Annotated in this window: 6 protein-coding genes; 4 read left to right on the plus strand and 2 right to left on the minus strand. The window is 32.1% G+C overall.

The annotated features are described in order from the left end of the window. The first annotated feature begins 42 nt into the window (after nucleotides 1-42). The 4 genes from HMPREF2782_RS09720 to HMPREF2782_RS07545 all read left to right on the plus strand — a co-directional run bounded on the left by HMPREF2782_RS09720 (nucleotide 43) and on the right by HMPREF2782_RS07545 (nucleotide 14,354). A complete protein-coding gene (locus tag HMPREF2782_RS09720) occupies nucleotides 43-11,010 on the plus strand; it encodes a SpaA isopeptide-forming pilin-related protein (protein ID WP_186821665.1) in 10,968 nt (3,655 codons plus the stop codon). A gap of 24 nt (nucleotides 11,011-11,034) precedes the next feature. Then, the gene (locus tag HMPREF2782_RS07535; protein ID WP_070641963.1) at nucleotides 11,035-12,279 is read left to right on the plus strand and encodes an MSCRAMM family protein; all 1,245 of its coding nucleotides are present in this window, start codon (nucleotides 11,035-11,037) and stop codon (nucleotides 12,277-12,279) included. A 68-nt stretch (nucleotides 12,280-12,347) separates the two neighbouring features. Continuing rightward, the gene (locus HMPREF2782_RS07540; RefSeq protein WP_070641965.1) at nucleotides 12,348-13,250 is read left to right on the plus strand and encodes a hypothetical protein; all 903 of its coding nucleotides are present in this window, start codon (nucleotides 12,348-12,350) and stop codon (nucleotides 13,248-13,250) included. A 114-nt stretch (nucleotides 13,251-13,364) separates the two neighbouring features. After that, complete coding sequence (locus HMPREF2782_RS07545) at nucleotides 13,365-14,354, plus strand: PIN domain-containing protein (RefSeq protein ID WP_070641967.1); 990 nt, start codon at nucleotides 13,365-13,367, stop codon at nucleotides 14,352-14,354. 214 nt (nucleotides 14,355-14,568) lie between these two features. On the opposite strand, the gene HMPREF2782_RS09725 is transcribed toward HMPREF2782_RS07545, so the two are convergent. Beyond that, nucleotides 14,569-15,021: a transposase gene (locus HMPREF2782_RS09725; protein ID WP_261668784.1), complete on the minus strand. Its 453-nt coding sequence runs from the start codon at nucleotides 15,019-15,021 to the stop codon at nucleotides 14,569-14,571. Nucleotides 15,022-15,161: 140 nt separating this feature from the next. Beyond that, nucleotides 15,162-15,290 (minus strand): hypothetical protein, encoded by a 129-nt coding sequence (locus HMPREF2782_RS09730; protein ID WP_261668786.1) that lies wholly within the window; start codon nucleotides 15,288-15,290, stop codon nucleotides 15,162-15,164. Between the last annotated feature and the right edge of the window lie 158 nt (nucleotides 15,291-15,448).

The following is a 15,448-nucleotide window of genomic DNA, read 5'->3' on the forward strand; positions in this document are numbered from 1 at the left end:
AAAAAAAAAAAAAAAACATAAAATTGCCCTTGAGGAGTTCTTATGAAAAGGTTATTAAGAAAATTGACATCATTTGCAATCGCACTTTTTATGGTATTGCAAGTTATGCTACCAGCTTTTGCTACGAGGTCGAAGGCTGAAGAGCTTGAACCAAATACTATAAAAAACATTGAAAATCTTGAAACGAACGAAGATGCTTACTTATCTATCACAAATTCCCAAAAAATTTATGATAAGAAAAAGGTAGATAAGGATGAAAGCAAATTTTCTATTGCAGTAGGTCTTCCTTCTACAAGTTCAAGCTTTAGACTTGTAAAAAGAAATGACCTCAAGCTTTATGAGGATAAAATTTTCCAAACAAATGAAGATGCCAGCAAGGAATATTGGCGTATAAAAGATATGCTAAACTTGCAAGGTCTTGATCTTGATCTTGAAATCATCAAAGAAGACCAAGGATATAAAATCCTTACAAAAAATGAGATGGAAAATCTTGAACAAGGCAAAAAAGATAATTTTTATGGAGAAAATTATTCATACATAGACTTTAAAATATTAGACGATTTTGATTTTAATGAAAATGGAAATCAAAAATTACTCAACCAAGATAAATTAGTATTCAATTTAGAATTTATTAAAAATATATCCCCTGACCCTAATTACAATTTGTTTGAACAAGATGAGCAAGGAAATTGGAATATAAAAAATGAGGGAGATATATTTGCCCTTATTAATGAAGATAAGAAAAATCTTTATGACACCAATTCTTTGAAAAATGATTTAAATAGCTTGAATGCTTATAAAGAAGAAAGAAAACAAGCTGAAGAAGAAAAGGCACAAAAAGAGGCTGAAAAAAAAGCTGAAGAAGAAAGAAAAGCTGAAGAAGAAAGAAAAGCCGAAGAAGAAAAAAAGGCAGAAGAAGAAAAAGCTAAAGAAGAAGAAAAGAAAAAGGCAGAAGAAGAAAAGAAAGCCCAAGAAGAAAAACAAAAAGAAGAAAATGCAAATTTTGAAAAAGCCAACAAAGAATTAAAAGAGGCTTTGGAAGATAAAAATAATTCAATCGAAGATATACAAAAACTTCTTACAGAACTTGGCGAAAAATATAATTTGTCATTAGCTAATCAAGAAAAATTAATGGCAGAAAATGATTCTGCAATAAAAGCTCTAGTAGAAAAAGATAGGAATGAAAATTTTAGGGCAAATATGCTTAGACAGTTGCCAAGAAAAGTCCCATCAAATTCATGGGATGGAAAACTTTTCCACCTAAATCTTGAAATGAATGTCAAAGCATCTCCAGCAAATCCTATACCTCAAGGTTGGTATTTTGATGTTCAACTTGGACCATATCTAAAAGATGACATCGGTCAAGCTTGGAATGATTTGTATGATGGTAACAGACTAATAGCAAGTCCAGTATATGATAAAGCAAAACACACAATAAGGTATGTTTTCCAAACAAGTGTTACAAAAAATACTAAATTAACAGTAAACCAATACTTGGGTTTTGATTTAGCTAATATTGGAAGACAAACAGAAATTGACATTGACATCAAGGTTGCACCAAAAAACAACCCAATCCAATCAATGCCAACTAAACATGTAACTATAAATGACAAAAATCCTGTAGAAAGTTCTTACAATGTTGTAAGCCAAGGACAAAGTGAAGCAAAACATTATCCATTCCAACTAAATTGGACATCCGAACAACAATATTATGGTGGTACAAATCCAACTGTGGAATGGAACATAGAAGTGGACACAGCTTCCCTAAAAGATAAGAATCTTGACTTTAATAATCTAAATGTTTCTATATTTGCAGGAGCAGAACAAGGTTTAAATAATTTCAAGTTTAAGGCATCAACAAATAAGTTTGATCTTGACGATACACGTAATTATATTTCATCATCAAGATTGGGAGAAATTCTACAAAAAAACACTTCAATAGCTAAAAATGCTCTTGGAGAAAAATTATTTATTAGAGTAAAAGCTGAAGTAAACAAAAATCGTCTACACGATTATTATTCTATAGGTCTAAGAATAAATCCAGATGGCAATTACATCAAAAAAATGCTTGACGAATTTATAGAAGAATATAACAAGCTTCCAGCAATCATCAAATGGATGAAGGGAGCTGAACAAGCAAAAGAATTTTCAAAACTTCCATTTAACCTAGTAGAAACAATGATTCCTGCAAAAAGTACCGAAAGGGACAACTTTACAAGCGAGAATCTTTACTACGATTCATCAAGAACAATCTATGCAAAAAGACAGTCAGATAATTTGGTAGACTGGTACGCCCTAGATTTATTAAGACTTGGCGAAAAACCAGATCAAGCCTTTAACTATCCTAATTTTTTAATAAATAATACACCAAGCAAACCAATTAATCCAAAAGTGTTCTACTATGTCCCACTAGAAAATGGACTTTATAAAAGAACTCCACAAATTAGCGAAGTTGTAACAGAATATGGAGATTTTTATCCAGGAACTTTAATCTCTTATGAATATGAAGACCAAAAAGGTACAAGAGATGATACTTATCGTTTCGAAGCAAATATCAAAGAGAAAAAAGTAAACAATCTAGTAGGAGAAACAACTACTGGTGGACGTATAAACTTATTTACAAAAAAAGTTTCCAACAAAGACCTAACAGATAAATACCTAGCCTACCTAGAAAATCCATATCCAATAATGCGTATTAACAAAAACTTTGATATGGTACAATGTTTCAACAAAGGTACTCCAGATCCTTCATTTAAGGGTAGCGACGGAATATTTCTTGATATACACGAAGATCCATCAGGAGATTATTTAATATCAAGACTTAACGAAATTGTAGGAAATCCTAAAGGAAATTATAGACTTGTTAACCACTTAAATGGAACACCAACAGACGATGGTATCGTATTAAATCCAAACGGAATGAGCCAAGGTCAAGCCATGGAAGATTTGATGAAAAGAATTTATTTCTATGGTGAACAAGTTAAAAAAGAATATACCCTAGGTAAATTCAACGACTTAATTGGAAGCGAAACTAATGGCGAAGTAATGCACAGGCTCATCGAAAACTCTATGTACCAAAGAGTACTCCATCATTTCACAGATGGCATAAGCATAAGTGAGGACTTTTTCGATTCTCCTAAAGGCTACAACGATGATTCATGGAAATTTAATCACACCTTAACAGGTAGTAAAAATCCTGACGGTAGTTGGACAGGTGATTATTTCGATGGAGAGAAGAAAAATCATAATACTTACGAAGGTCTTAGAAAATTAAAAGATAATGAAACAACTATCAAAAACTACCCAATCGTAAAAAACACTCAATATGAGATGGCTAATGAATTATTAAAGAAAGTCATTGCATCTTACAAAAAAGGTTCTGATTGGAACAAAGATAAAGCAAACACAGTTCAATTAGTTTTCTACAGCCACACCAAAGAAGGACAATACCAAGAGCTAATCACAGGTCGTATTACAGAACCACTTGAAATTGACAAATATACAAATGATGGCAAGACAAAACTTGAAGGAGCAAAATTTACTTTTATCAACAAATACACAAATGAAAAAGTAAAATGGACTTCCCAAAAAGATAATAACGAAAAATTATATTTAAAACCAGGTTATTATATAGTTCAAGAAGAAGCTCCATCAGGATATGAGCCAATCAAAGAATTCGAAATTCAAGTAAAAAGAAGCCTAGTAAATGAAGATAAAGGTCCATACAAATTCAAAAGCTTACCAGAAATTCATGTAAACGACGGCTACAAAACAGAAGTAATAATAAAAGACAAAGATATTCCAAAATCTGCTGAGGGCAAAAACTTGGTAGAAGTTGACAAAGACAACAAAGTCAAAGTTAAATTAACAAATATCCAAGATAACCTAGGCGATTTAGAATTTGTAAAGAAAAATGAATTTGCAAAACTAAACGGAGCAGAATTTACACTAAGAAAAGTAACAGCAAACTCCCTTGATGATGTAAAAACTCAAATAAAAGATCCGACTAAAATTAAATACGATGATACTTACAGACAAACATCTAAAGGATATTATGGAGAGTTCAAATTTGAACAAATTCCAAAAGGCTACTATATCCTAGAAGAAACAAAAGTACCAGCAGGCTACCAAAAAGCCCCACTTTATATTCTTGAAGCAAAAGAAGAAACAGTTGCTGGAAAAAATAAAGTAGTTTTACATTTTGTAGGAGAGAATGCTCCTAAGGAAAAAGATGGTGACTTAACAATTGTAAGAAACTATCCAAAAGAAACTGAGATAGAATTTAGGAAAATTAGAGAAATACAAAATGGCGAAGAAAAGCAAGGCCTTACAGATGCTAGATTTAGATTAGAATCACTCTGGACCAAAGATGGATCAACCTACCTAAAAGATTTGACATCAGATTCTATCAAAAAAGACGGCGGCAAAGAAAACGAAAAAGGCTACTTCCGTTTTGATAAATTAGTCGAAGGTAACTACAAGCTAACAGAAATCCAAGCTCCTTATGGTTACCAAGTACTAGATTCATATTGGAGAATAGAAGTTCGCGAAGTAAATGGCGAGCTTGTAAAAACAGTCTATGAAGTCAAAAAAGACGGCAGTGGAGAAAAGAAGATAAATCTAAATGATGAGTCAGTCTACGAACTAACAAACAAGCCTAGAAAAATTGACATTCAGTTTACAAAATACCTAGGCGAACTAGAAAAAGATGAAGATGGAAAAATCAAACTAGATAAAGATGGCAAACCTATTGTCCACAAAGAAGAATACAAAAAGCAAATTCCAGGCAAAGATAATAAGCCAGTAAGCTTCGACCTTTATAGCTCAGACTACTACGGAGCAATAATTGGTAAAAAAGTAGATGGTAAAATACAACCAATACAAACTGGTATAACCCAAGCTGAAGATGGATTCTTCCACCTAAAGGGATTAGAATTTGGTAAGTATTATGTCCTAAGAGAAACAAATCCTCCAGAAGGATACAATGTTGCAAACGACATTCTACTTAAGGTAGAGGCAGAAGCCATAACCAACGTTGGTGAGATGAAGGTAATAGTAAGAGACCCTAACACCAACGCAGATACAGGTGCCCATTCTATCTTCAAAGGTGTAATCGACTTTAGAGAAGGCGAGCAACTTGGTAAATTCTCAATCAGAAAAACTGGTAATGCAATTTCCTATGTTGATAAAAATGGAAAACTTGTAACAATAGGCAAAGACAATCCTAAGATTGTTGGTCTAAGACGTGCTTACTTTAGACTCTATACTGCAGATAACAAATTCAATATCGAGATGAACCCAGGCGGTTACGCAAAAGAATATATCCAAAAAGTAACTCCAGGTAATCCGATAATCTTATACCTAACTGAAGAAAAAGCTAAAACAATGAGCCAAGAAGACCTAAATAAATTAGGGGTAGTTGGTTACAAAAATTTCAAAAGCAAAGATGGAAAAGAAGTTAGTTATGCAGTAGATAAAGATGGTAAGAGATTTAGAATTGGTGAAGACCCATCAACTCTTCCAGCAAACCAAGGTATAGTAACCTTCGACAACCTCAAACCAGGCTACTATGTTCTACAAGAATTTAGAGGACCTGCAGGTTACGAAAAAACAACCGATGAGTGGTATGTATATGTAGATAATAAAGGAAGAACATACAGGTCAGATAAAAAATTCGACCCAGAAACCTTAAATCAAGGAATCCAATCAATAAGCTCAATCACAAACCCAGAAATGAGCCCAAGACTACAAATGGCAGGACTTGATATATCAGAACCGTTACAATTTAATAGACTAATGTCACAACCTTTCTCAGATGGACTAGAAATTGCTGAGGAGATTAACCCACAAGCTCAACAAGCTACCCCTACTGAATCATATATTATCTCAAATACAAAGACAAATGTAAAAGTTAGGGGACTAGATATAACCACTACGGCACGACATGAAGGTAACGAGGTATTCTATGTAAGAATAGATATGACAAATAATACAAATGTAGATCAGAATGTTACCAATGTTAAAATTCCATTTAATAATATGTATTTTAGTATTGTAGAAGGTTCAGATAAGTCTTGGAAAACACCAGCTAATAGTGAAGAAGAACAAGAAAATTGGCATGCAGGATATAGTAGTACAGGTATAAATCTAAAATCTGGCGAACCATTCATATTGAAAGGTCAAACAGCAAGTATAGAATTCAAAGTAAAAAGTGTACAAAAATTAGGTATTAATAGAAACTACAAATTGTTTAATAATGTTGTGCTTGGTGCCCATAATTTCGACTCTCCAATAGTAAGAAAGACTGAAGCATATAAGATAATCTATAATGATGACCATGGAGAGATTCGTACCGAACCTTATCAACATCAAAAGAGCGGATCACGAGTTGATATAAAATCAGTAACACCAAATGAGGGTTATGAAGTCGTGGGAAATCCTACAGTTAAGACTGCAGGTGGCGCTGATGTAAAAATCAATAATGGCGAATGGTTTATAATGCCACAAGATGATGTAACAATATCCGCTAACTTTGTAGCAAAAACCTATAATATCAAATATAACAGTTCAACAGGCGGAACTGTAAGTGGTAATCCAACAGCTAAAACTGATGATAAAGTTACTTTAGAAGTAAAGCCACAAGCTGGTTATAAGCTAAAAACTCTTACAGTCACTTATGATAATGGTAAAACAGTTGAAGTTAGCAATAATCAATTCACAATGCCACCAGGAACCGTATCAGTTAATGCAGAGTTTGAGCCTACTAGTCAAGAATATACTGTTAGATTTGATCCTAACGGTGGAACTGGCTCAATGGCTTCTGTAAATGTTAAACCAGGACAAGATTACACATTACCAGAAAATGGATTTACACCTCCAGATGGCAAGATCTTTAAGGCATGGGATGTAAATGGAGAAGAAAAACAGCCAGGCAATGTTATAAAAATAAATGACAATGTAACAATAAAACCAGTATGGGATGATGTAACTCCAGATTCTCATAATGTAATATTAGTTCAGCCACAAAAAGGCGGAAAAGTTAATGCGACTCCAACATCCGCAAAAGAAGGCGAAACTATCAAATTATCAGCAACTCCTGCCCAAGGATATAAATTTGGCAATTATGTCGTAACAGCAAATGGTAAACCTGTAGCTGTTAAAGGCAACGAATTTACAATGCCAGCATCAGATGTAACAGTTAGTGCTACATTCGTAGAAGATTCTACAACACCAAGTGAGGGTGAAAAAAATCTAGAGGTCAACTTCACTTACTCTGGCTCTGTTAATGGAAATGCACAAGCTCCAGGTGCTGATTCCCCTGGTAAACTAGAACTATTTGAAGAAGGCAAGCTAACAGCTTTAGAAACTATAAACGCTATAAACGCAGGCAAGGTACAATTTAATACCAAGCTTGATTCTAGCAAAAACTATAGACTTGTCTATACTAGAGAAGATAAATTTGCCAAAGATTGGGCACTTCCAAATGTATCTAATTACACAATTGATAGCAAATCAATAGCAGATGCTAAAGATACCGTAAGTTTAAATATAGCTAATGGTAACACCATGGACATCTTCAATAAAGACGAAACTGGATTTAGGATTCCTCTAAGAATTACCAAGGTAAATGAAAATGGTGGTGTGCTTACAGGTGCACAATTTAGAGCTAGAAAGCTTCTAAAGAGTGATCAAATTATTGATGAAAAACCTCCTGTATATGGTAATGAGGAATTTGATGGTGTATCAGAAGCGACTGGTCTTCCAGGAGATAACTACTTCAGAGAATTGTCGCCAGGTCTCTATGAGCTAACAGAAATCAAAGCACCAAGTGGAGCTTATAGACTTCCTAAAGATGAAAATGGCAATGACAAGAAATGGTATTTCAAGGTAGAAGTCGCAAAAGATGCTAATGGAAACTACAAAAAACCATCTGACGATGACTACATGAAAATAGAATTCCAATTTACTGAAACCTTGCCAGAAAATGTAGAAGATGCAAGATGGGCAATACCAAAAAAAGATAGAAAAGAGCTTCTAGGTAAACCAATCAAAGGTATTAAGCTTGGCGATAATGAGTATGATAAATTCACTCAAATCATCAAGGACGACCACAGGTCAGACCCAGCAAGACCAGATGCTCCATACAAGGGTATCGACGATGTTAGAGTTACAAACTTCCTCAAAACAACAGAGCTAGGCTTCTACAAAAAAGACCTTGCGACCTATCAAAATATAGATGGAGCAGATTTTATTTTAAGAAGAGCAAAACTCGATGGAGATGGCAATCTAACATTTGATAATGAAGGAAATCCAAAATACGAAAATCTTAACGAAAAAGAAAAGGCTGATGATGGCAAAGAATATGATAAGTTTATCAAACCAGAAGGCTATGATGAAACTATCAACGGTGTCAAAAAGACATCAAAGAAGGATACACAAGTTCTTTTCTCTAATCTAGAACAAGGTACTTATATCCTCAAAGAAACAAAGCCATCAGCTGGTTATAAGCTAGAAGATAAATTCCTAGCTATCACTTTCAAAGCCGATGAAAAAGGTTATTGGAAGCAAGTTATCAAGGCTTATGAAAAACAAAATGGAAAATATGTAGAAGTAGAAAATCCTGGATTACATTTCCAAAAAGATCACGATGGAGACTTGGATATTGTATTTAACAACAAAGATCACATCGACTTCAAATTCCAAAAAATCGAAGGTGTAAAAGATAAGGAAGGAAAAGATATTGCGGTAGATTCATCAGACTTTAGGGTAACCCAAGTTGATGAAGATGGAAAGCCAATCCCTGGCGGATATGATCAACCTCTATATGCTTACGCAGGTTCAAAATTCACTTTCAAAAATCTTGGCGTTGGTAGGTACAAACTACAAGAAACAAGAGCTTTGGAGAAATTTATAAAACCTGATCCATGGTATTTTAGAGTAGTTCAAGATCCAAAAACTTACAAACTAAAAATAGTATTTGAAGACCACGATGCGTCGATTAGATTTACGCCAGAAAATGAAACAGATGGTAAAAATACTCCACAACTTGATGATAAAGGCAATCCAAAAGACATCAAGGTTGCAAACTACAAAAAAACTAGATTCGTATTTAAAAAACAAGACCAAGATGGAAATGTACTTCCAGACGTATATTTCAACTTCAAAAAGTTAAGACAAACATTTGATAGTAAAGCTTATGACTATACAAATGATGCAGTATCAAGTGCAACTTACACCTACAACAAAAGCGCACGTTCTCAAAATTCTGGTTCAGTTACATTCGATACACTTGGCGAAGGAATCTATGAACTAAGAGAAACCGACAAGCCAGAAGGCTACGACAGTAAGGCTGTTCAAGATAGGTGGATAATAAAAGTTGTAAAAACTGAAAATGGTCTACAAGTTATCTATGACAAAAAATTTGAGAAAAAATACTACGAAGAATACGCAAATCATGATAAAAAACCAAATAAAGAAAAAGATAATTATTACACAACCTATATCAATAATAAATTTGATACAAAGAGCAATTTGGAACAAAAAACAGTTGGCGAATTTTCTTACATCCTAACAAATACCAAAACCACAGTTGATTTGAAGTGGAAGAAGGTAAATCCAAACAAAGATATAATTGCCAAAGAAACCAAATTCGTAATGCTCAAAAACTCTGATAATCCAGATGATAAAGAAGCAGCGAAAAATGGAAACTCATCATCACCACCTTATGAGCTCATAGAAACCGATGGTACATTTGAAGTTAATAACCTATCCAAAGGTATCTATACAATAATAGAAACTCAAGCGCCAGATGGCTTCAAACAAATGACAAGGCAAATAGTTATCCAAGTCTACGAAGACGAAACTGATAACTACAAGCTAAAGAAGAAATTCTATGAAATGAAAAAGGATGCCAATAGCGGCGAAAATGTATTGGTAGATAAAACCCAAGAGTTCTCATATATCTTTACTAGAAATAGAAATACAGAAGTAGATACAGATGGAGCTGGCAATTTCTACGTTAAAAACGATGAAAAACAACAATACTTCTACCTAACCAAAGGATTCCTAACAGATTCAAATGGTAGAAAAGTATTCAACAACATCACAAAAGGTAAGTTACACTTAAAACTAACCAACACAGAAGACGATAAGGATGTATTTAGAACAACTATTGACCTTGCAAAAGATTCAAATGCTGGAATCTATAAGTTTGATGTAAATGGAATCAAAACTGGTAAGACTTATCTTCTAGAAGAAGAAAAAGCACCAGAAGGATATAAGCTATCATCAAATAAATACAAACTATTATTTGTAAATGATACACAAAATCCTGGAAAAGTTATAGCTATATTAAAAGCTGTATTAGATAAAAATGACAAAGAGCTTAAAAATGCAAGAGGACAACTTGTTACAGAAGATGGAAAAGTAATCGGAGATGGAATAACAATCAATATTGCCGATCCAAATTCTATACTCAAAGTAATCAACGAAAAAAATAAAGTTGAATTTACAAAAGTTGGTAAAGAAGCATACCAAGCAGCTGAAAAAGCATATAAAGACGCTGTAAAAGAAGGAAAAGCTGATACTGAAATTGCTCCATTAAAAGCAAAAAGAGATGCAGCATATGTAAAAGTTAATACTCAATGGAAATGGATTGACGATACAGATGAACACACAGGTGCTTACGTATTTAAATCTGGTACAGATGATGGATACTTCAAAGTAACTGGTTTAATGCCAGGTGCATACAAATTAGTAGAAACAAAACAACCAGATGGATATGCTAAACTTACAGCACCAGTCGACTTTACAATAGCTGAAGGTTCAACAGGTGTTACTGAGCTTAAAGCTGGAAAACTTGAAGATGCAAAAGGATTTAAGCAAATCGAAAATAAGAAAGTAACAATCCCACAAACAGGTGGAATCGGTTCAATCATCTTTGTAGTAGCTGGTCTTATGATTATGGGACTTGCAGCTTACAAAATGAAAGCTAACAAAGAACAAGCATAATATTAACTAAATAGAGGAGTTACTATGAAAAAGTTCAATAAAAATTTAATATCTTCCATATTTCTTATGGTAATATTACAGCTAGTTGCTCCTCTTTTGGCTTATGCTGAAAGCGGAAATAGCCTAAGAATTAATACAAATTATACCGATGAAAATTCCAAACAAATCGTAGTTGACTATGTTGATTATTGGAAAGTACCTGATGGTAAAATCGAAAATATCGAAAAACCAGAAAAACAGCTTGAGCTTATAAATTCTTATAAGGACAAGTATGATGAGGAAATTTCAAAAGATTTGGGAGAGATGAAATATTCTAACAAGTTAGAAGAAAATAATGGGATGGTTTTTGCTTTAATTGAAGGCTTGGAAAAGGGCGTATATCTTTTAAGATATAGATCAAATGATCCATCAAGACCATATATTCCTTTCCTAGCAATCATTGACGAAAACACTGAAAATCCTCTCACAATTTATCCAAAAAAAGCTCCTGATACCCTAACTCTTACAAAAAGGGACAAGGATGACACAACAAAAGTCCTTTCTGGAGTTGGTTTTAATGTGATAAATAAAAAGGGCGAGATTCTTAAATTTAACAAAGTTAAAGATGACAAGGACAATGAACAATTGACCTACTCTCCAAATGGGAAGATAACAGAAATTTTCACAGACCAAAAAGGTCAAATTAAATTATTTGGCTTAGAAGAAGAGGTAAAGTTCAAAGAAACAAAACCTCTAAAAGGTTATGAAAAAAACGTCGGAAAAGAAAGTGAATTTAAAAGATCAGGAAGTATTGAGCTTTTAAACGAAAAAGACAAACCAGAAAATTATTTCTCATTCCAAAAAATCGACGGAACTAACAACGATCCACTTAAAGGTGCTATCTTTAAGGTTCAAGAAAAAACCAAAGATGGCTACAAAGACTTGGAAGAAAACGGAAAAGTCTACACCCTAACAAGTGGCGAAAACGGAGAATTTAAAACAAAAAATCTCCCTTACGGCGACTACAGACTAATAGAAACAAAAGCCCCACAAGGCTACGTTCCAGAATTAGACGCAGTAGATTTTACAATTGGAGAAACTTCATCAAACAAAACAATAAAAGTTAAAAACTACAAACCAACAACCCCAGGCCCAAAAGGAGGAAACAACAGATTAAGCAAAAGAGTAGACGCCATGGCAAAAACCGGCGACGCAACAATCTACCTAATCCTACTACTAGGCCTACTAATGATAGGAGTTGGAGTAAAATTTGTAAGGGCTAAAGAATAAAATTAAAATTATAGAGAAAGCGCCTAGAGATTAATTTCTTTAGGCGTTTTTTTATAAGGAGATGAGTCATGAGTAATGAAGAAAAAAATAAAAATTATCCAATATTTTCTGCATTAGAAAAGTTAATAGTTCTTTTACCAATTATATTAGGTGGAGCAACTTTTTTATATAAATATAATTATTCAGTAAAGTGTGAAGAAATATATAAGATACCTAAAACCTACTTTTTTGAGTTTAAAACAAATTTTGAAACTATATTATTGTTTTTATTCATTATTATTGGATTTGGGCTTTTAATACCATTTTTAGGTGGAAATTTTTCGGAAAACAAAAAAGAATTTCAAAGTGAATTTGAATATTTTTTATTCTCAGCATTTATATTTATTTTAGCATTCTATATAATATTTATTTTTTCAATTAATTTTTTCAAATCCCGTTACTTAGTAATAATGATATGTTTAATGTTATGCATATTAATTGTATTAATAGGTAATTATTTATGGATTTATAAATATAAGAAAGATGGGATAAAAGTTAAATCAATAATCCCAGTAATTATAGTTGTTTTTATATTGTTTATTATTAATATAATTAATATTGCAAGTATTGAGCCTGTTAATCCAAAAAATTTAACAAAATACGAAGTCCTATATCCGATAAATAAAGATGTAATGGATACATATAATTTAAATGATAATAAATATTTAGTTAAATTAAGCGAAAAAAACGGTAAGTTTTTAGTTGTTAAAAGAGAGTATTTAAAGGATTTATTTAAAAAAAATAGCTCAGAAACTAATAGTGATGATGTAAAATCAGAAAAACAAACTAGCAATGAAGAATGTAAATGTAAAAAGGAAATTAATGATAATAAAATTAAAAATCCTAATGATGAATATAAAAATAAGTATATGCTAGTGGATCCAGAAAAATTTATAATTGAATTTAAAGAAAAAAAAGATATTATATCTTAGCATTCAAGTCAAACAAAGAACTAGCATTTATTTCTATTTAATAAAGTTGAAAATTAATAAATATATATAAGCTTTATAAGTTTATTTTAATATGGTAATATAAGAGGAGATAAAATGAAAAATTTATTTATTGACACTAATATATGGCTTTCATTATATCATTTTACAAAAGACGATTTGTATCAATTTGAAAAATTGAAAGATCGTATAGGAAAAAGTATTAATTTAATAATCACAAAACAAGTTCATGATGAAATAATTAGAAATAGAGAAAATAAGATAATGAGTGCGATTAAAGAATTTGAAGTTAAAGCACCAGTATATCCAGCATTTACTAAAGGATATGATGAATTTAATACTTTCAAAAAAGAAATGGAAAATATTAAAAAAAGTCATAAAAAATGGAAGGAAAAGATTGAGGATGATATTGCAAATAATAATCTCCCTGCTGATAAAACAATATCTGAATTTTTCGATGATTATGATTTGATTCCTTGTGATGATGTAGTAGATTTGGCTTATAATCGTTATAGAATTGGAAATCCTCCAGGAAAAGATAATAAGTATGGTGATGCAATAAATTGGGAGGCGTTGTTAAAAAATATTCCTGATTATGAGGATATTGTTATTATAAGCGCTGATAAAGATTATAGCTCTGTAATTGATTCAAAAAGGATCAATCCATTCTTAGAAAAGGAACGGAAAAGTAAAAAGAATGGTAATATAAAGCTCTACACTAATTTAGTAGATTTTTTAAGCGAACATGATATAGTCCTGGAAACAGAAAATAAGAAAGGTAAATTGATTAATGAATTAAAAGTAAGCCCTAACTTTATATCTACACATTGTATAATAGCAATGCTTAAAGAATACTCTGGGTGGACAGAAGCACAAATCGAAGAATTATGTAAATGTGTTTATGAAAACTCACAGGTTGGATGGATCTTAGATGACGATGATGTTTCACAGTTTTATTTTGATTTATTAGATGATTCAAATATTGACTTAAATAAATTTGATTTTGCTAGAAAAGTTTCAGAAAAGGTAGGAATGGCACAAAAAGAACAAAAATCTATATTAGTAGATGAAGAATCTGAAATTTAAAATAATGCAAAAGACTATTATTTTTGGACCTGTAAATAATTTTGTGTATCAACCTAAATCCTGTAAAATGGTAAAGGTTGATACATTTTTTTGTATCATTGTTTGTCCATTCCTATAGGAATGACGTTTGTCTTAATTTTACACAACTTTAGTAAACTGTCAATTTTTCATGAAAATTTGCAGCTGATTTTACATCATTTCTCTGTTTTAATTTTTAGAACCTCCCTTCAAAAAATATTGATAATTGGGATAGGATTTGATCCAAACCATGTATTCCACTTGTCCATTTACTTGAGGCATCTACCATTGCAAGGTACAAGCTTTTTTGTAGGGCATAGTCATTTGGAAATATGGTTTTGTTTTTAGTAACTTTTCTTAGTTGTCTATTGAAGTTTTCCATGGCATTTGTTGTATATATTAGTTTTCTTATTCCTTCTGGATATTTAAAATATGTGGATAGTTCTGTCCAGTTGTTTTTCCATGAGCTTACACACATTGGATATTTTTTACTCCATTTTTCTTCAAAGATTCCTAAATTTGTTAAGGCTAAGTCTTCTGTTGATGCTTTGTATACTGCTTTTAGGTCTTTCATTAATTCTTTTATGTCTTTGTAGGATACATACTTTGTTGAGTTTCTTATTTGGTGGATTATACATGATTGTCCCAACGCTTTTTGGGTGGATTTCTGCTTTTTGATATACTGCTTCTATGGCGGCTAAATCCTGGAAGTTTATCTGTTGATACTATTAATACATCTTCTAATCCTCTTTCTTTTAGTCCATTTATTACTAAGAGCTAACATTAACTTTATTCATTTTCTCCTACCCATAGTATGCCTTTTGGGTACACACCTAGTATTTCTTTAAAGTTTTTTAGGTTGTAGGCTAGGGCAATGTATACTGCTTTTTTTACTACTATGTTGTTTTTTCTTGGCATAAAAATTCCTCCTGATTAGTTTTTCTTTACCCTAATCAGGAGGTTTTATACACAAAATTTTACACGGTCTCACTTTAATTAAAGTTCGTCTTTTCTTATATTACAAAATATCATCAAAATATTTCTTAACCTTATCCTCTATCTCTTTATACAAATCA

Origin of the sequence: Anaerococcus sp. HMSC068A02 (assembly GCF_001811125.1) — a bacterium.
In the GTDB taxonomy this organism is placed as follows: domain Bacteria; phylum Bacillota; class Clostridia; order Tissierellales; family Peptoniphilaceae; genus Anaerococcus; species Anaerococcus vaginalis_C.

Bases quoted from the DNA above. Each gene is read 5' to 3' on its own strand.
- HMPREF2782_RS09720 (WP_186821665.1), top strand. From the start codon at position 43: ATGAAAAGGTTATTAAGAAAATTGACATCATTTGCAATCGCACTTTTT.
- HMPREF2782_RS07535 (WP_070641963.1), top strand. From the start codon at position 11,035: ATGAAAAAGTTCAATAAAAATTTAATATCTTCCATATTTCTTATGGTA.
- HMPREF2782_RS07540 (WP_070641965.1), top strand. From the start codon at position 12,348: ATGAGTAATGAAGAAAAAAATAAAAATTATCCAATATTTTCTGCATTA.
- HMPREF2782_RS07545 (WP_070641967.1), top strand. From the start codon at position 13,365: ATGAAAAATTTATTTATTGACACTAATATATGGCTTTCATTATATCAT.
- HMPREF2782_RS09730 (WP_261668786.1), bottom strand. From the start codon at position 15,290: ATGCCAAGAAAAAACAACATAGTAGTAAAAAAAGCAGTATACATTGCC.